This window comes from Aquimarina hainanensis, assembly GCF_042684685.1.
Lineage (GTDB): Bacteria > Bacteroidota > Bacteroidia > Flavobacteriales > Flavobacteriaceae > Aquimarina > Aquimarina hainanensis.
In genome coordinates this window covers 25,903-45,121 of sequence record NZ_JBHULX010000017.1, presented here as the reverse complement: position 1 = coordinate 45,121, position 19,219 = coordinate 25,903, and the positions used below count along the sequence as shown (strand labels likewise).

Genomic DNA, 19,219 nt, shown 5'->3' with positions numbered 1-19,219 from the left:
GATCAATTATTTTGAAATCATATATTCATGAGCAGCATCATCAATAATATAAATAAAGCTTTTGACCATAGAATTCGATTGGGAATCATGTCTATTCTGATGGTTAATGAATATGCTGATTTTAAAACTCTAAAAGAGCTTCTCGGAGTCACCGATGGTAATTTGGCAAGCCACACTAAAGCACTGGAAAAAGAAAACTATATCAATGTCGAAAAATCTTTTATCGGGCGTAAGCCTAACACGAGATACAGCACTACTAAAGAGGGGCGTATCGCATTCAGAAAACACGTAGAAGCAATAGAGAAACTATTAAAACAATAAAAGGAAGAAGGTATATTTTTTTATACATAAACTTTGAAATTCAAAGTACTTTAAAACATGAGAACAAAATTATTAGAAATACTATACAACTACAGTAAAATCCCTTATCAAAAGTGGTTTAAAACAAATAAAGCCTGGAATTTATCTATAACAAACTTATTGACCTATCCCAAAAAAACACTTGGTTACGAATTAGGTCTTTTCTTAAAAAGCAATAACTTCTCTCCTCAGGAAAAGTTAGAAAATCACGATGTATTCCATGTATTAACTAACATTGGCACTTCGGTACCAGAGGAGATTGCTATGCAATATTATTTGCTTGGCAATGGAAAAAGAAGCGCATATCTCTATGCGGTACTATTACTGGGCACTCCTTTATATCTGGATAAAATTCAGCTATTCAATACCGCATATCACTACGGGAAAAGAGCTTTCTCTTTTCATCAATTAAACTACCGCCCTCTACTAAACAAAAACACACAAGAATTACAAACTATTTTTTCAATAACACCTTTATGAAATTTAATGAACCTATAAACAGAAATGCGTTATTACTCGCTTTTGTCAGCTTTTTAATAGGCAGCTGCTTATTACTAACCTATATAATCTATCCAAGAGGATTTTTTATAACTACCGGATACACTTACCTGATTATCGCCTTTGCCATTAATAGCGCCATGCTTGTAGCTCTATTGGTTAACACTTTTTACAAGTATAAAAACTACAAAGAAAATTTACTAACAATTAGTCTATTTCTATTAAATATCCCTATTTGTCTGGGATACCTCTCTTTTATAATCTAAAACATCGCCATTATGATAACAATACAAAACAAAGACATTTCTTTTATTCGTTTATTCACTATTACCAGCTGCTTTAGCTTTGCATTACTCATGCTACGAATTGTAAAAACCAGTTCTCCATTTTTTCTATTTCTCGTTTGGAATCTATTTTTAGCCAGTATTCCATATTTCATTACTTTACTACTAAAAACAGAACGCCTTAGAAAAAACAAACTATTTTTAATCATTGGTTTTACCATCTGGCTAGCATTTCTCCCTAATGCTCCCTATATCGTCACGGATTTACAACACATCAGAATTAGCTCTCTTGATTCAATATGGTTTGACGTTTTATTACTTCTTTCTTTTGCAATCAACGGTCTAATCATCGGGTTTGCTGCTTTAAAAAACATGCAGGAGATTCTCCGTCATCACCTTCCTAAAAAGATCATTACCATAGCTACTTATATAATCTTTTTATTATGTGGGTTCGGCGTATATCTCGGACGTGTTTTGCGATGGAATAGCTGGGATATTATGACTAACCCTTTAGCCATTGTTACTGATATTAGCAGAAGAATTATCTATCCTATTTCATATATAAACACCTGGGGCTTTACGATCTGCTTCGGAACATTTCTAATTCTTTTATACCACATCACATCATTTCTCAATAACAAACAACAATAAAAAAAACACATAATGGAACATCAAAAACAAAAAAAGTCTTTTGGTCAATGGATAAAAACGTCATTAACTATTCGAATGCTCATGATGGGTTTTCTAATTCTTATTCTATTAATCCCTTTAGCTTATATCAAAGACCTTATCCAGGAACGTGCCTACAGACAAGAAGAAGTCGTCAAAGAAATCAACCAGAAATGGGGTAACCAGGTACTCCTTTACGGACCAATACTAAAAGTTCCGTATCTGACACATCATATCAGTAAAGTCTGGAACGAAAAATTAAAGACTTACGAAACAAAAGACGATATTACACAACACAACGCATACTTCTTTCCCGATCAATTAGATATTGATGCCACCATCGAGTCAGAAACACTCGGTAGAAGTATTTACGAATCTGTAGTATACACTTCTGACATACAGCTAAAAGGAACCTTCAAAGCTCCTGATTTTAAAACCAATGACATCAAGGAAGAAGATATCTTATGGAACAAAGCAACCATCATTCTTAACTCTACCAATCTAAAAGGAATCAAGAGTAATCTAAACCTACAAATCGGAAACAACACGTACCCCCTGCGATCCAAATTCAAGAAAAATGCATACATGTATACATTGGAAACAAAGTTTCTAAACGAAACAGACCTTCCTAACTCTGAAAAAAACACGTCTTTCAGCCTGGGAATAAAAATCAACGGAAGTGAAGAATTGAGTTTTATCCCTATCGGAAGTGAGACCAATGTATCCATGTCTTCTAATTGGGCGTCTCCCAGTTTTAACGGAGAATACCTTCCCAACCCCAAAACAAAAGAAATATCCAAAGACGGATTTAAAGCTTCCTGGAAAATTTTAGAAACCAACAGAGAATTTGAACAGGATTTTTTCGGAGAACTTCCTCATATTTCTTCATCTGCATTTGGGGTCAAATTGCTAATTCCTGTAGATGAGTACCAAAAAAGTGAGCGCGCAGCAAAATATGGTTATCTGGTCATCTCATTAACCTTTTTAATTTTCTTCCTGATTCAGTCCATCAGCAACATAACCATTCACCCTTTTCAATATTTAATGATCGGATTGGCATTATCCATGTTTTACACTCTTCTAATATCTATCTCAGAACACTCCAGCTTTTTGCAAGCGTATGTTATTGCCGGTGCCGCTGTAGTCTTATTGATTGCTATATACTCCAAAACTATACTAAAAAGCACTAAGTTCATGTTATTTATTGCCGTATCGCTAATCGCATTATACACCTTTATATTTGTTATCATACAATTAGAAAGTTATGCACTGCTCGTAGGGAGCATAGGATTATTCCTCATCTTAGGAACTATCATGATGGTCTCCAGGCGTATCGAATGGAATAAAGAAGCATAGTATAAACCACTTCTTTAGTTCAAAAAAAAGCCTGATGTATAGCACCGGAATACATCAGGCTTTTTTTAATTATTTTAGCACTTATATAAAGTATGATCCGGCTAACAATACAAATCTGTTTTTCCATGAAAAAAATACATCAACTCCTCATTTTATTAATTTGTATATCCTCCTGCAAGGATACCCCTACATCAAACTCCCCAATTAAAACTTCTGAAATACGTTTCACTAAAGAAGGAGAACTATATCTCACAAAACCATCTGGAGATACCATACAAAAACTGGATATCGAATTCGCTATCTCAGATTACGAACAAGAAACCGGACTGATGTATCGAAAATCTATGAAAAATTCGGAAGGAATGTTATTCATCTACCCAGAGAGTCAACCGCTTAGTTTTTATATGAAAAACACCTTAATTCCTCTTGATATTATTTTTATAGATGAACACCAGTCTATTATAAATTTTCAAAAAAATGCAAAACCTCTGGACGAATCCTCTCTTCCTGCTACTGCTCCAGCACAATATGTACTGGAGATAAATGCCGGTCTATCTGATCAATGGAAGTTACAGCCTGGAGACAAAATTAGTTTTACAAAAAAATAGCTTTTCATTTCCTAAAGAAACTAAATACAATCTTCAGAAAATATCAATATAAAAGAGCGCCGTTACAAAGATTGTAACGGCGCTCTTTTATTAAGCTATAGATGCATATTTATTATGCTTCTACTAAATCTTCTTTTGGTTTTTCTTCTTTCTCTTTTAAACCTACTTTACTCACCGTATCAAACATTACAGGAGTAGCAATAAATAATGAAGAATACGTACCTACCAATACCCCGATAATCAGAGAGAACATGAATCCTCTCAACGGAACTGCAAAAATAAATATCGTCACCAATACTAATAAAGTTGTTAATGAAGTATTCAAGGTACGACTCAATGTACTATTCAATGCAGCATTCACTGTTTTTCTCAATGGCCACCCTGTATGTTCTCCTAAAAATTCTCGGATTCTATCGAATACAACCACGGTATCATTCAGAGAGTATCCGATCACTGTCAGAATTGCCGCAATAAACGCCTGATCAATTTCCATATTGAAAGGCATAAATTTCCATGTCAAAGAGAATACTCCCAATACAACTAATACATCATGGAATACAGCAGTAACAGCACCTAAACTAAACTGCCATCTTCTAAATCTAAGTAGGATATATAAAAATACCACTATCAAAGACCCTAATACAGACCAAAACGCAGCTTGCTTAATATCATCTGCGATAGTAGGTCCTACCTTCATAGATGACATAATTCCAACTTGTTTATCTTCATCTCCATTTGAGAATTCTTCATAACTCAATCCTTCTGTCAAATATGGTTTTAATGCACTAAATAACTTGTTAGAGATTTCGCTATCTACTTCTTCTCCAGTTTCATTAACCTTGTACTTAGTTGTTATTTTCAACTGGTTATCTGCCCCTAATGTTTTTGCCTGAGCACTTTCGAAAACAGCTATCAAGTCTTTTTCTACTTCTGTAGGAACAACATCCTTAGCAAAACGTACAGTATATGTTCTTCCTCCTACGAAATCTACTCCCTGATCTAATCCCTGCGTAAACAAAGACCCTAATCCTGCTAAAACAATGATAGCAGAGAAAATATACGCCACTTTTCTTTTTACTATAAAATCGATGTTTACATTCTTGAACAGATTTTTTGTCATACTGGTAGAAAAAGCTAATTCTTTTCCATTTTTACCATATCCATCAATAAACAATCTCGTAATAAATATTGCTGTAAATAAAGATGTAGCAATACCAATCAATAAAGTGGTAGCAAACCCTTTAATAGGTCCTGTTCCAAATACTAATAAGATAAGCCCTGTTAATCCTGTAGTAATATTAGCATCTAAAATAGAAGACAATGCATTACTAAATCCGTCTTTTATCGCTTCTTTCTGAGATTTCCCTTTTGTAAGTTCTTCTCGAATTCTTTCAAAAATAAGCACATTCGCATCAACCGACATACCAATTGTCAATACAATACCGGCAATACCAGGTAATGTCAACACTGCTTTTAACCCTGCTAATACTCCGAATATAAATAAGATATTTACCACCAAAGCAACATCTGCAAAAGCTCCTGCTTTTCCATAATAGAAAATCATCCATATCAGAATCAATACTAAAGCAATTATAAAAGACATAATTCCACTGTCAATTGCTTCCTGACCTAAAGATGGTCCAACAACTTCACTTTGGATAATATCTGCAGAAGCAGGCAGTTTTCCTGCTCTCAATACGTTTGCTAAATCTTGCCCTTCTGTAATATCAAAGTCTCCGGTAATTTCACTTCTTCCTCCACCAATAGGACCACTTGTTACTCCTGGTGCTGAATATACTACATCATCAAGTACAATTGCTATCTGGCTTCTTTGGCTAAAGGCTCTACCCGTCATTTCTTCCCATTTCTTAGCTCCTTTACCATCCATCTGCATGGTTACCGTTACCTGTCCAACCTGATTATACTCCTGTCTTGCATCAGTAATTACTCCCCCACTTAGTTCTGCTACATTATCTCTATTTCCTTTTAATGCATATAGATCTAAGAATGGAACGTCTTTTACTTGTTTTCCCCAAACGAACTTAGCATATCGCTGCTCTACAGGCAATAATGCTCTCACCTGAGGGTCTCTTAAATACGCACTGAATTGTGCTGTATCTTTAATTGCTACACTAACAACAACTGGTCCTGATTGTCTTCCTGGCCCAGCAATTAAATCAAATAACGGGTTTACAGCTTTTTCTAAATTTGTAGAATCTTCTGCGTCTTCCAAAAGATCTGCAATTGCTGCATCTTCTTTTGATGCTGTCGAATCTACTTTTGTAGAGTCAGATGCAATCTCGCTTGTTTCTGCAACCTTATCAGCTGTCTTCTTTTGCTGCTCTTCTCTTTCTTTTAGCAAATTGTTTGCGGCAGATAAAAAAGGAAAAACTTCTTCCATTTTATATACATCCCAGAATTCTAACTGTGCTGTACTTTGCAATAGTTTCTTAACTCTATCTACATCTTTTGCTCCTGGCAACTCTACCAGAATACGTCCTGATTCTCCTAAACGCTGAATATTTGGTTGTGTCACCCCAAACTTATCAATACGTTTACGCAATACTTCAAAAGCAGATGTTACCGACTCATTTATTTTCTTTTTCAAAACAGGTTTTACCTGCTCATTCGTCATATCATATGTGATATCATCACTCAGGTTTTTATTAGCGAAAATATCAGGAGATGCAAATTTAGCGTCTGGAATTTTCTCAAATTCTTTGAAGAAATCATCAATATAATCGTTTTGACTATTTTTTTGTGTTTCATCAGTAGCAAGTAACGCTTTATTAAAAGAAGGATCTTTAGAATAATTCGCTAATCCTTTTAAAATATCTTTTACCGAAATCTGAAGAATCACATTAATTCCTCCTTTAAGGTCAAGTCCTTTATTAAGTTCTTTATCCTTTGCATCATTATAACTGATTCCCGCGAAAATTTCTTCTTTTCCTATAGAATCCAAATATTGACGCTGAGCGATTTCTCTTAATTTAGAAGCATCTTCTGCAGGGTATTTCTGCTGCGCATACGTTTCTGCTTCTTTTTCTTTTGTGTAGGTCAAATATGTATACGATAATTGGTAAATACACACCAATCCAAATAAAATCGCAAACACCCTAACAATACCTTTGTTTTGCATTATTGTTTGTTTTTTGGCCAAAATTCCCATAAACTCTCCCTAAAAAAAGGGTTATTTCTGGGCTGACGATTAGTTTTAATTATTAATTTTTATAGTAAGTAAGTTTCTAAAAAAAGTTCAACGATTTTCCTTCATTATGAAAATGTTGTTCTTTTTAACTTTTAGAATTTGTGATTTGTTTTTTTAGGAATTCTTTCTGAAGAATCTGAATTCCTGGTTAGGAAGCAGGACCGGCTCTAACCTCAGGTATGATACGTGATGTGCAGTCAATAGCCATTACAACGGCTCTATTTACTTTTTGAGCTACTTTGTTTTGCAGCTCTATCGTATCAAAAGTTTTTGTTATAACAGATACAGAACAATCTCTATCAGTATTTTCTCCCTGCTTATCTGTTAACTCTACAATATATTTAGCATTAATATCTCCATCCAAATCTGTACTTTGCTGGATTTCATATATTTTAATATTGTATTCTTTATCGCTTTTATGTAGCGGAAACTGTTCTCCTTCATTATCTTGATCATATAATACATGATCAAATACGATCCGCTGTTCTTTGGAAAGTTCTTTTTTAATAAAGGCTACATCTGCTTCACTATAGTAAGTTATCTTCAGCTTTCCATTTTCGAGTTCTTCGGACACCTTCGCATTCTCTACTCCAATAGTTTCCAGCTGTCTTTTAATAGTGGCAATTGCTTTTTTTGCCTCTTGAGAAGTTACTTCTACATCAGTAAATTCAAGTACGATTTCCTGATTAGGTACTACAGTTTGTTGCTGGGTAACCATCAGCAACCCAAACACAGCAATTAAAATTCTGAAGTACCATTTTTTCTCCATCCTGCAAATATAAAAAAATTAAAACTGCATAAAAAGACTTCTAAAAAATATCTATAACATTCTTCCAGAAACAACAAAAGCTGCCTTATGGCAGCTTTCATCATTTTTTATCAGATTTAGAATTATAATTCCAACAATCCGTTTGTTTTCTTAACTCCTTCTGCGCTCTCAGCAAGTTTTGCTTTTTCTGCATCAGAAAGTGTTATTTCTACAACTTTTTCGATTCCGTTTTTACCTAAAACAACAGGAACTCCAATACAGATATCATTTAATCCATATTCTCCTTCTAAGTATGTAGAACAAGGGAATATTTTTTTCTGGTCACAAGCGATTGCTTGTACTAATCCAGATACTGCTGCTCCCGGAGCGTACCAAGCAGAAGTTCCTAACAACTTCGTTAATGTAGCTCCTCCCACCTTAGTATCTGCAGAAACTTGCTCCAAACGTTCTTCAGTAATAAATTCTGAAACTGGCACACTATTTCTGGTAGCTAATCTAGTAAGTGGAACCATCCCTTTATCACTATGACCTCCGATTACCATACCGTCTACATCAGAAATTGGTGCTTCTAATGCTTCTGCTAATCGATACTTAAAACGTGCACTATCCAGAGCTCCCCCCATTCCTATAATTCTATTCTTAGGAATATCGGTTGTTTTATGCGCTAAATAAGTCATCGTATCCATTGGATTACTCACTACTATGATAATTGCATTAGGAGAGTGCTCTACCAAACTGGCTACCACAGATTTTACAATCCCGGCATTAATTCCTATCAATTCTTCTCTGGTCATTCCCGGCTTACGAGGAATCCCCGAAGTAATTACAGCTATATCGCTATTAGCAGTTTTAGAATAGTCATTTGTACTTCCTGTAATTTTAGTATCGAATCCATTTAAAGAGGCTGTCTGCATCAAGTCCATTGCTTTTCCTTCTGCGTATCCTTCTTTGATATCCAACAACACTACTTCCGAAGCAAAATCTTTAATTGCAATATATTCGGCACAACTCGCGCCTACTGCACCAGCTCCTACAACTGTAACTTTCATTATATTTATTTTTTTTGATTAAAACTTTAAAAACTATGCGAAAATACAAATTATAAGCCAAATTCCTCATGGATAAAACGGTTAAATACCAAACTATTCAGAATCTAAAAAAATCGCAACTTTCCCCCTCAAGAATTACTAAATTCGTATTGAACCTCTTTTCTTTTTCATAAAAAAACACTCATTTCTTCATATCGTCTCACAAAAAAAGCCGAAGAGATTTTCTTCGGCTTTTCCAGTATTTTCAGTATTGTTTAAGCATCAATATTAGCATATACTGCATTCTTTTCTATAAATTCTCGTCTTGGTGGAACTTCATCTCCCATCAACATTGAGAATACCCTGTCTGCTTCTGTCAGATTATCAATAGTAACCTGATGCAATGTTCTGTATTCAGGATTCATTGTTGTTTCCCACAACTGTTCTGCATTCATCTCTCCAAGACCTTTATAACGCTGAATCTTCGAATTATCTCCATATTCTTTCATAATCTGATCTCGTTGTGTATCATTCCACGCATATTGCTTTTTAGCTCCTTTTTTCACTAAATAAAGCGGTGGAGCGGCAATATAAACATGTCCGTTCTCTATCAATTCTTTCATGTATCGGAAAAAGAAAGTTAAAATAAGCGTAGAGATATGGCTACCATCGACATCAGCATCACACATGATTACAATTTTATGATACCTTAATTTCGAAATATTAAGCGCTTTACTATCTTCTTCCGTTCCTATTGTCACCCCTAAGGCTGTAAAGATATTTTTAATCTCTTCGTTTTCAAACACCTTGTGATGCATTGCTTTTTCTACGTTCAGAATTTTTCCTCTCAATGGCAGAATCGCCTGGAAATTTCTATCACGCCCTTGTTTGGCTGTTCCACCTGCCGAATCTCCCTCGACTAAGAACACCTCACACAAAGCAGGATCTTGTTCTGAACAGTCAGACAACTTCCCTGGCAAACCTCCAATACTCATTACCGTTTTTCTCTGAACCATCTCACGCGCTTTTTTCGCAGCGTGCCTGGCTTGAGCAGCAAGAATTACTTTCTCGATAATAGTTTTTGCATCATTTGGATTTTCTTCCAGATAGTTTTCTAACATCTCAGACACTGCCTGAGACACAGCAGAAGTTACCTCCCTATTTCCTAATTTGGTTTTTGTCTGCCCTTCGAATTGCGGTTCTCCTACTTTAACAGATACAATTGCTGTTAGTCCTTCTCTAAAATCATCCCCCGCTATTTCGAACTTTAACTTATCTAACATTCCTGAAGCATCCGCATATTTTTTTAGTGTAGAAGTCAATCCTCTTCTAAACCCAGAAAGATGTGTCCCTCCTTCATGCGTATTAATATTATTCACATATGAATGTAGATTCTCTGCATAAGAGTCATTATAAATCATTGCTACCTCAACAGGAATATCATTCTTTTCTCCCTCCATGGCAATTACATGCCCTATAATCGGGTTACGGCTCCCATCCAGAAATCTCACAAATTCTTTTAATCCTTCTTCTGAATAAAAAACCTCTGAAATATCATTCCCTTCTTCGTCTTTATGTCTCTTATCTGTCAGTGTTATCGTAATCCCCTTATTGAGGTAAGCGAGCTCTCGCATTCTACTTGCCAGCGTATCATAACTATACTCTGTTGTTTGCTGAAAAATACTCTTATCAGGTTTGAATGTCACTACTGTTCCTGACTGATCTGTATCTCCAGTACTTTTTACAGGGTATAAAGTTTTTCCTCTTTCATACTCCTGCTCCCAAATCTTTCCATCTTTATATACAATAGCATGCAAATGATCCGATAATGCATTCACACAGGAAACTCCAACTCCATGCAGTCCACCGGATACCTTATATGAATCTTTATCAAACTTTCCTCCTGCACCTATCTTTGTCATTACAACTTCCAATGCTGAGACTCCTTCTTTCTTATGAATTCCTACAGGAATTCCTCGCCCATTATCTTTGGTTGTAATAGAATTATCTTCATTAATGGTGACTTCTATTCGATCACAATATCCTGCTAATGCTTCATCAATTGAATTATCAACTACCTCATACACTAAGTGATGCAATCCTCTTACTCCTACATCTCCAATATACATTGAAGGACGCATACGCACATGCTCCATTCCTTCAAGCGCCTGAATGCTATCCGCCGAATAATTGTGTTTTTTTTCTTCACTCATATATTAACGCGTTTGTTAAATTACATTTTCATAACCCAACAAAGATAAAATAATGAAAATCGTTTTTAAGATAGTTTTAAGCCTGTTTTTAAATAGTTATTAACAATTGTCTTCAAAAACAACAAAAATCGCTTAAAACAGCTAAAAACAGCATCAAAATAAAACCCCTCCCTTAATCATCTTAAAACTACTGAATTCCTTCTACGAAAACCTCCCTCCCATTTTTTATAACAACTTCTATTCAACTTCACATTTTTTTTGTCTACCCCCCTAAAATGAAACAGTAGTCTGAAAACCAACAACAAAAGAAACAAAATCCATGCATTTTCTTAAAAATTATACAATTAATACATTAAAACAAACAGTTTATGTAATGCTATTTTTATGTAGAAAGGCATTCTGGTACTTTTAGAAAAAATTAGCAAATAAAACCAATTATAGAAAAATTAAAACAGGTATTTACGTATCACCTAATAACCGTATAAATACCATCAAAACATTCCTTTTCAATATTCTTGCCTATTCATAAAAATTACTTGTACAAATCATTCTGAAAATAATAACTGAATTAAATGTTTATTCCCATAATCATTTAATATCACACATTTTTTTTAACACAAACTCAAGTAATATTATGAAAACTAAACAAAGAATCAGAACATTAGCAACCGCATCTTTAGGAGTGATGCTTCTTTTTTCATCCTGTCAAAATGAAAAAATAGAAGACAACATCACAGACGATCCAACTATTAATGGAAAATTCATTGAAAAATATTTTAGAGGAGACCTGGTAGAGGTTGAGGAAATTGGCAATGGAGAATACCTTTACAATTCCGATATTATTCTTTCTGAAGAAATGTTATCCGACAAAGCAGAAAAATATGATCCTGAAAAGGCACCAGTTGTCGGAATGAACGAAAAACTAGCTTTATACGGTTCTGTTAGAAAATGGCCTAATAATACTGTTATCTACAGATTAGGAAATCTAAACAACACTCTTCGATCTAATCTCAGAGAAGCTTTTAAAAGATGGTCAAGCAAAACTAATATTAGATTTAAGGAAAGAACCAATGAATCATACTATGTAACCATCTATCAATCTAATAATGTTTGTTCTGGTTGCGGTAGAGCTTCTTTTGGTGTACAAGGTACCCGAGGAACCATACAATTAGGACACAGTGCAAGCATTAGCCTTATTGTTCATGAGATAGGACATACATTAGGTTTTGTTCATGAGCAAACAAGAGCTGACAGAGACAACTATGTAAGAATACGATGGGAAAATATCCAGCCAGGAATGGAAGGTAACTTCAGAAAAAGCAATAATGCCAGGTTACTAACGGATCAATTTGACATTAATTCTATTATGATGTACCATCCGTATGGTTTTTCTAAAAACAGACAACCAACCATCACCTTATTAAACGGACAAATTTATCACGGAGCTCAAAGCACGATTTCTCGCTTGGATATTGCAGGAACAAATAGCGCTTACCCTATTAACAATCCAGGAGATATCTGTAAAGGGATTAGCGAATGGGTTCGTGGCAGACAATATTTTGTAGGAGACCAGGTTACCTACCGAGGTTACTTATACACCTTATTGAGCAATTATAATTGGAAACAGGAAGGACGTTGCGGAAACTAAATCCGTATATCTATGTATCTCGAAGTAAGCCTCGTAATACTAAAAAAAGGCTGCAATTTGGTTTGCAGCCTTTCTTTCTCTAAATCTCACAACTCACAAAGTAATTTAATACGCTTCTTCGTGCACATTCGCAACTGCACGACCAGAAGGATCGTTCATATTCTTAAACGCTTCATCCCATTCCAAGGCAATCTTAGTACTACATGCTACTGATGGCTCCTGCGGAACACTTAGGGCTGCTGTATCCGACGGGAAATGATCTGCAAAAATTGAACGGTAATAAAACTCTTCTTTAGACGTGGGTGTCTGAATTGGAAATTTATATTGAGCATTGGCTAATTGCTCATCTGTAACCTCTTGTTCTACGACCTCTTTTAGTGTATCAATCCAGCTATATCCTACTCCATCAGAAAACTGCTCTTTTTGTCTCCATGCTACGCTTTCCGGCAAATACGACTCAAAAGCTTTTCTTACTACCCACTTTTCCATTCGTTCCCCATTGATCATTTTATCCTGTGGATTAATACGCATTGCTACATCCATAAATTCTTTATCCAGAAAAGGAACGCGTCCTTCTATCCCCCATGCTGCCAAAGATTTGTTCGCTCGTAAGCAATCATACATATGAAGCTTATTTAACTTTCTTACGGTTTCATCATGAAACTCTTGTGCATTTGGGGCTTTATGAAAATATAGATATCCTCCAAACAACTCATCTGCTCCTTCTCCTGATAATACCATTTTCACTCCCATTGACTTAATTACTCGTGCCATAAGATACATCGGAGTCGATGCTCTAACCGTGGTGATATCATATGTTTCTAAATTGTAGATAACATCTTTAATAGCATCCAATCCTTCCTGAATTGTAAATTTTATCTCGTGATGCACCGTTCCTATATGATCTGCAACTTTTTGTGCAGCCGCCAGATCCGGAGAACCTTCCAAGCCTACCGAAAACGAATGCAACTGCGGCCACCAAGCCCCTGTCTTATCACCAGATTCAATACGTTTTTCCGAGTATTTTTTAGCTATTGCAGAAGTTACAGAAGAATCCAACCCCCCAGACAACAATACTCCGTATGGAACATCAGACATCAATTGTCTATGCACCGCTGCTTCTAAAGCTTCTCTAACTTCTTCTATACTTGTCTGGTTTTCTTTAACCGTTTCATAATCCTGCCAGTCTCTGACATACCATCGTACTAATTCTCCTTTAGTACTATCTAAATAATGTCCTGGAGGAAACAATTCGATCTTTGTACAAACACCTTCTAGCGCCTTCAACTCTGAAGCAACATAAAAAGTTCCGTTCTCATCCCATCCCATATACAAAGGAATGATTCCCATATGGTCTCTTGCTACGAAATAAGAATCTTTTTCTGCATCGTATAGTGCGAAAGCAAAAATCCCATTCAATTCATCAAGAAACCTTGTCCCTTTTTTCTTATACAGTGATAAGATGACTTCACAATCAGATTCCGTTTGATAATTATATGTTCCTTTAAACTGTTCTCTTAATTCTCTGTGGTTATAAATCTCTCCATTAGCTGCCAATATTAATTTTTTATCTTCACTAAACAATGGCTGCTTTCCTGATGCAGGATCAACAATTGCTAATCGCTCATGTGCTAAAATTGCATTTTCATCAGCGTATATACCACTCCAATCCGGACCTCTATGACGAATTTTTTTTGACATTTCCAATAACTGAGGTCTTAACTTCTCTGCTTTTTCCTTTAAATCAAAGGCACATACTATTCCACACATATTTTATTGTTTCTAATAGTTAACACTGCAAATATTCAACATAGATTACACTATAAAAACAAAAAACATAAAATTGGTTACATATTTAAATAAAAACAAACAAAATCATATCATTAAAAAACATAACCTGTCTAAAAATGAGACTTCACCTTTTAATTCATTACTTTCATATTTTATCAAATGATTAACATACACCAACTAAGTACACTCCTATCTTTACGACTAATCAGTTTAGTATAAAAAAGTAAAAAAACAGTACAATGAAAAAAAGTTTAGTATTAGCAGTAATGGTGTTTATTGGTTCATTGACCTCTATGAATGCACAGCGGTTTTCGGATTTACAAAAAAGTCCTACAGACATCTCGTATGCAAAAGCTGACCGAAATGCAAAACCTGAAGTAAAAGTAATTTATAGCCGTCCTCAGAAAAAGGGGAGAAAAATATTCGGGAATCTTGTTCCTTTTGACAAAGTATGGAGAACAGGAGCTGATGAAGCTACTGAAATTAAATTTTTTAAGGATGTAACTTTTGGAGGCAAAACTGTAAAAGCAGGAACTTATTCTCTTTTTACTATTCCAGGAGAAAAAGAATGGACTATTATTCTTAATTCAGACTTAGACAGCTGGGGAGCATATTCTTATAACGAAGAAAAAGATATTGCCAGAATAACCACCTCACCTACTACAGGAGATTCCTTAGAGGCATTTTCGATTGCTTTCAAAAAAGCTGACAAAGGATACGACATGGTATTAGCTTGGGATACTACTCGTGTTTCTATACCTGTTTCCTTATAGAAACGAAAAAAAACAGTGCTATTTTGAATAAAACTAAAATAGCACTGCTTCCTTCAAATTTCGCATTTTTTTGTTTCCCCCAACAAATAATGCTACATTCCAATATTTTACTTTAGTAAAAGATATTCCCTATGGTCTTAATCCCCTAATTAAAGACCGATAACACCTCTTTTTGTCTTGTTTGTTTCTAAGTGTAAAGTCTCACCATATACTACTAATTTAATTTGTTTATTACCTATGAATAGCATTGCTTGATGCAGCAGGTAATTGCTTAATAAATTCAATTAAAGCTTTAACGTTAATTGTAAAAATACCGTAAAAAAATTTCATAACCCCTTGTGTTTTAAATTACTACACAAAGATAAATCAGAATCTTCTGTAGCAAAAAAAATTAACACTTCGTGTAGTAGATTTTAGACAGAAAACACCTTAAAAAGGTCATAATACTCAAAAACAAACCAAACAAAAAAAATAAACAAGAAAATTCTTACGCAAAAAATATGTTTTTATGGGGTTTTATCCCCCCTTTCTTTTTCTTTTTTACGGAAAATACATACCCCACCAGAAAACAAACCCTAATAAAAACTACTATTTTTAGAAGATAACCTATTCAGGGCACTCCAGCTTAAAAATCAACACAAAAAAACGTCTAATATATATTAGACGTTTTTTTTTATTCGATTCTGTTCTTTATTCAAACAATTTAAATGATACTACTACCAGAGCTAACTATCTGCGAATAGCATAGCTAGATGCTCCTGGGAGATCCTTTAAAAAGTTAATGAATACACGAAAATTTAATCCGAAAATAGTGTACAGATATCTCATAGCCCCTTGATTTTAAATTACTTATATAAAAATAACTAATAAGCATCCATAAGTCAAGAAAAACATTAATTAAAAATTAACTTTTCGACATAACTATATAAAAAAGAAGATAAAAGGCAATACTGTAAGACAAAACTCATACAATAAGAAAGAAAAAACCTACATATTTGTTTGATTTTCAAAAAAAACACCCTTAAAACGATACGTTATAACCGTAATTAACACACAATCCTTACTCAGGAACAATAAAAAACGGTCAACAATCTGTTATCTCAATGTAAAAAACTAAGGAATATTGAGATATTTATGAGTTTGTAAGGACACTTTCCATTTTGGATTATCCATAACATAATCAACTATGTACGGAATCATTTGCTCCCTTTTACTCCATTCGGGTTGCAAATATAAAATACAGTCATCTGAAACTTGCGCTGCTTGCTTTTCCGCAAATTTAAAATCACTTCTATTATATACAATACATTTTAGTTCATTTGCTTTCTTGTATACTTCAGGTTTTGGCAATTTTACTTTTTTGGGAGACAAACATATCCAATCCCAATCTCCAGACAGCGGATATGCACCTGAGGTTTCAATATGTGTTTTGGCACCTTTAGCTCTCAATCCGTCAGTAAGCAATGTTAAATCCCAAATCAAGGGCTCTCCTCCTGTAACCACAATTACATCACTATACTTAAGAGCATTGTCTACAATGATATCTGTACGGGTTGGAGGGTGCAAATCAGCATTCCAGCTTTCCTTAACATCGCACCAATGACAACCTACGTCACATCCTCCAATTCTAACAAAATAAGCTGCTGTTCCTTTATAAAACCCTTCCCCCTGAATTGTATAAAACTCCTCCATTAAAGGAAGCATACTTCCTTCCTTTAACATTTTTTGTACATTCTCTTGCATAAGGGCGCAAAGGTAATTAATAAAAGCTTGAAAATTATCAATCTACTTACAAAAAAACCAGCATATTCAAATCACTTCCTACAATACAGTGATTTTTACAACCCTATAAATTTCATTCCGATTTTACTGCAACACACTCTATTTCAATCTTAGCTCCTACAGCCAACCCACTTGCAGCAAAAGTTGTTCGTGCAGGTTTTTGAGGAAAATAAGTTTTATAGATTTCATTAAACAATGAGAAGTCTTTAATATCAGAAAGAATTACGGTACACTTCACCACATCTTTCATCTCCATATCATGCTGCTGCAATACCGCTTTTATATTTTCCAGGGCTTGCTTCGTTTCTGTCTGTATCCCTCCATTAACCAATTTTCTCGTTGTATGGTCCATTCCTATCTGCCCTGACAAGAAGAACGTATTTCCTACCTGTACTGCATCAGAAAAAGGAGCCGCTGCTTTTTTAGGTTCATGACTCACATGAAATATTGGACTCTCTGAAACTTGCATAGGTTGATTACACCCTAAAACACTTCCTATAAAAACAACTAAAAATAACCACCTCATTGTTATCGAATTTTATACCTTATAAATATAACACATTATTTAATTTTCATTTTAGGAAATACACAAAACGAAAATAAAGCAATATCCTTTTTCATTAAAATCAATGTATAATTTCGATAGATTAACTAAGATTCCTATTTTTATCAAAATTTAGATCAACTATGAGTGAAAATCAAGCTTTTCTGGACCACATTACTGAAGGGTATACGACCAAAGGAGATTTTATAGCATTAGGATCCGCTATTCACAATAACGAAACAATTACTGACGCTCAGGTAAAAATCCCTTTAAAAACCCTAAATCGTCATGGTCTTATTGCCGGGGCTACCGGAACAGGAAAGACGAAAACATTACAAGTGCTCGCAGAAAACTTAAGCGAAAAAGGAATTCCTGTATTGCTTATGGATATAAAAGGAGATCTCAGCGGTATTGCTACTGCGAGTCCCGGACATCCTAAAATTGATGAACGACATCAAAAAATAGGAATTCCATTCACTCCCAAAAGTTTTCCGGTTGAAATTCTTTCCTTATCGGAGCAAGAAGGTGTTCGGTTACGTGCTACTGTAAGCGAATTCGGCCCTGTACTTTTATCCAGAATTCTTGATGTTACAGAAACACAAGCCGGTATAATTGCTATTATTTTCAAATATTGTGATGACAATAAACTTCCTCTACTAGATCTAAAAGACCTGAAAAAAGTATTGCAATATGCGACCAGAGAAGGGAAAAAAGAACTAGAAAAAGACTATGGTAGAATCTCTACAGCTTCTACAGGTTCTATACTTCGAAAAATAGTAGAACTCGAGCAACAAGGAGCTGATATCTTTTTCGGAGAACGTTCTTTTGAGGTACAGGATTTATGTAGAGTTGATGATGATGGCCGAGGACTCATTAATATAATTCGATTAACCGACATTCAGGATCGTCCAAAACTATTTTCTACTTTTATGCTTAGCTTATTAGCCGAGATATATGGAACATTTCCGGAACAGGGAGATAGCGGTCGACCAGAATTAGTCATCTTTCTGGATGAGGCACACCTTATATTCAAACAAGCTTCTAACGCCTTAATGGATCAGATAGAAAACATCGTTAAACTTATCCGTTCCAAAGGAATCGGATTGTATTTTGTAACTCAAAACCCAACCGATGTCCCTGATGGTGTCCTCGGGCAACTAGGATTAAAAGTACAGCATGCATTACGAGCATTTACTGCCAAAGATCGAAAAGCGATCAAATTAACTGCGGAGAACTACCCTATCTCTGAATACTACGACACCAAAGAAGTATTAACTTCTCTTGGAATCGGGGAAGCGCTTGTCTCTGCTCTTGATGAGAAAGGACGCCCCACTCCCCTGGCTGCTACCATGCTTAGAGCACCAATGAGTAGAATGGATATTCTTACAGATAAGGAATTAAAGAACCTGATCGAGAAATCAAGCCTCACTAAAAAATATAATACAGAAGTAGATCGGGAGAGTGCGTATGAAATACTTAATAAAAAAATAGCACAGGCAGAAGCTGAAGAGGCAAAAGAAGTTGCAAAAAAAGAAAGAGAAAAACTTGAAAGATCAACAAGTAGATCTCGATCCAGAAGAACCAGCACCACCGAAAAAGCCATTATCAAAGTACTAACAAGTGCCACATTTATCAGAGGTGCACTGGGAGTACTAAACAAACTATTAAAATAGCGGTTACAAAATTTT

At 35.0% G+C, this 19,219-nt stretch carries 16 protein-coding genes; 9 read left to right on the top strand and 7 right to left on the bottom strand.

The features are described from left to right. The first annotated feature begins 27 nt into the window (after positions 1 to 27). From ACFSTE_RS09735 to ACFSTE_RS09710, 6 genes are all read left to right on the top strand, one after another. Positions 28 to 321, top strand: coding sequence for a winged helix-turn-helix domain-containing protein (locus ACFSTE_RS09735; protein WP_176029113.1), 294 nt, complete (start codon positions 28 to 30; stop codon positions 319 to 321). Between the two features lie 57 nt (positions 322 to 378). Beyond that, the gene (locus ACFSTE_RS09730; RefSeq protein WP_378256565.1) at positions 379 to 840 is read left to right on the top strand and encodes a hypothetical protein; all 462 of its coding nucleotides are present in this window, start codon (positions 379 to 381) and stop codon (positions 838 to 840) included. Then, positions 837 to 1,124, top strand: coding sequence for a hypothetical protein (locus tag ACFSTE_RS09725; protein ID WP_378256567.1), 288 nt, complete (start codon positions 837 to 839; stop codon positions 1,122 to 1,124). Before ACFSTE_RS09730 ends, ACFSTE_RS09725 begins: the two co-directional genes overlap by 4 nt. 12 nt (positions 1,125 to 1,136) lie before the next feature. Then, positions 1,137 to 1,793 carry a DUF1361 domain-containing protein gene (locus tag ACFSTE_RS09720; protein WP_176029110.1) on the top strand — a complete coding sequence of 219 codons (657 nt, stop codon included), beginning with the start codon at positions 1,137 to 1,139 and terminating at the stop codon, positions 1,791 to 1,793. Positions 1,794 to 1,805: 12 nt separating this feature from the next. After that, positions 1,806 to 3,167 (top strand): cell envelope integrity protein CreD, encoded by a 1,362-nt coding sequence (gene creD, locus ACFSTE_RS09715; protein WP_176029109.1) that lies wholly within the window; start codon positions 1,806 to 1,808, stop codon positions 3,165 to 3,167. A gap of 125 nt (positions 3,168 to 3,292) precedes the next feature. Next, a complete protein-coding gene (locus tag ACFSTE_RS09710) occupies positions 3,293 to 3,775 on the top strand; it encodes a DUF192 domain-containing protein (protein ID WP_176029108.1) in 483 nt (160 codons plus the stop codon). A gap of 112 nt (positions 3,776 to 3,887) precedes the next feature. Here the strand turns inward: ACFSTE_RS09710 and secDF are convergent, their stop codons facing one another. The 4 genes from secDF to gyrB form a co-directional block, all read right to left on the bottom strand. Then, positions 3,888 to 6,914, bottom strand: coding sequence for a protein translocase subunit SecDF (gene secDF / locus ACFSTE_RS09705; protein ID WP_176029107.1), 3,027 nt, complete (start codon positions 6,912 to 6,914; stop codon positions 3,888 to 3,890). 217 nt (positions 6,915 to 7,131) lie between these two features. Beyond that, positions 7,132 to 7,752 (bottom strand): hypothetical protein, encoded by a 621-nt coding sequence (locus ACFSTE_RS09700; protein WP_176029106.1) that lies wholly within the window; start codon positions 7,750 to 7,752, stop codon positions 7,132 to 7,134. A 122-nt stretch (positions 7,753 to 7,874) separates the two neighbouring features. Next, positions 7,875 to 8,801: a malate dehydrogenase gene (gene mdh, locus ACFSTE_RS09695; protein ID WP_378256570.1), complete on the bottom strand. Its 927-nt coding sequence runs from the start codon at positions 8,799 to 8,801 to the stop codon at positions 7,875 to 7,877. A 254-nt stretch (positions 8,802 to 9,055) separates the two neighbouring features. After that, a complete protein-coding gene (gene gyrB, locus ACFSTE_RS09690) occupies positions 9,056 to 10,993 on the bottom strand; it encodes a DNA topoisomerase (ATP-hydrolyzing) subunit B (protein WP_176029104.1) in 1,938 nt (645 codons plus the stop codon). A 634-nt stretch (positions 10,994 to 11,627) separates the two neighbouring features. Between gyrB and ACFSTE_RS09685 the strand changes: the two genes are divergently transcribed. Then, positions 11,628 to 12,641, top strand: coding sequence for a M12 family metallopeptidase (locus ACFSTE_RS09685; protein ID WP_176029103.1), 1,014 nt, complete (start codon positions 11,628 to 11,630; stop codon positions 12,639 to 12,641). A gap of 105 nt (positions 12,642 to 12,746) precedes the next feature. On the opposite strand, the gene asnB is transcribed toward ACFSTE_RS09685, so the two are convergent. Next, on the bottom strand, positions 12,747 to 14,411 hold the full coding sequence (gene asnB / locus ACFSTE_RS09680) for an asparagine synthase B (RefSeq protein WP_176029102.1): 1,665 nt from the start codon (positions 14,409 to 14,411) through the stop codon (positions 12,747 to 12,749). A gap of 260 nt (positions 14,412 to 14,671) precedes the next feature. Here asnB and ACFSTE_RS09675 point away from each other — a divergent pair, with 260 nt between their 5' ends. After that, positions 14,672 to 15,205, top strand: coding sequence for a DUF2911 domain-containing protein (locus ACFSTE_RS09675; protein ID WP_176029101.1), 534 nt, complete (start codon positions 14,672 to 14,674; stop codon positions 15,203 to 15,205). A 1,113-nt stretch (positions 15,206 to 16,318) separates the two neighbouring features. On the opposite strand, the gene ACFSTE_RS09670 is transcribed toward ACFSTE_RS09675, so the two are convergent. Continuing rightward, positions 16,319 to 16,948, bottom strand: coding sequence for a 7-carboxy-7-deazaguanine synthase QueE (locus ACFSTE_RS09670; protein WP_176029100.1), 630 nt, complete (start codon positions 16,946 to 16,948; stop codon positions 16,319 to 16,321). Between the two features lie 112 nt (positions 16,949 to 17,060). Beyond that, on the bottom strand, positions 17,061 to 17,513 hold the full coding sequence (locus tag ACFSTE_RS09665; protein WP_378256574.1) for a RidA family protein: 453 nt from the start codon (positions 17,511 to 17,513) through the stop codon (positions 17,061 to 17,063). A 161-nt stretch (positions 17,514 to 17,674) separates the two neighbouring features. Between ACFSTE_RS09665 and ACFSTE_RS09660 the strand changes: the two genes are divergently transcribed. Beyond that, entirely contained in the window at positions 17,675 to 19,204 is a 1,530-nt protein-coding gene (locus ACFSTE_RS09660; RefSeq protein WP_378256576.1) for a helicase HerA-like domain-containing protein, read from the top strand. The last annotated feature ends 15 nt before the right edge of the window (positions 19,205 to 19,219 follow it).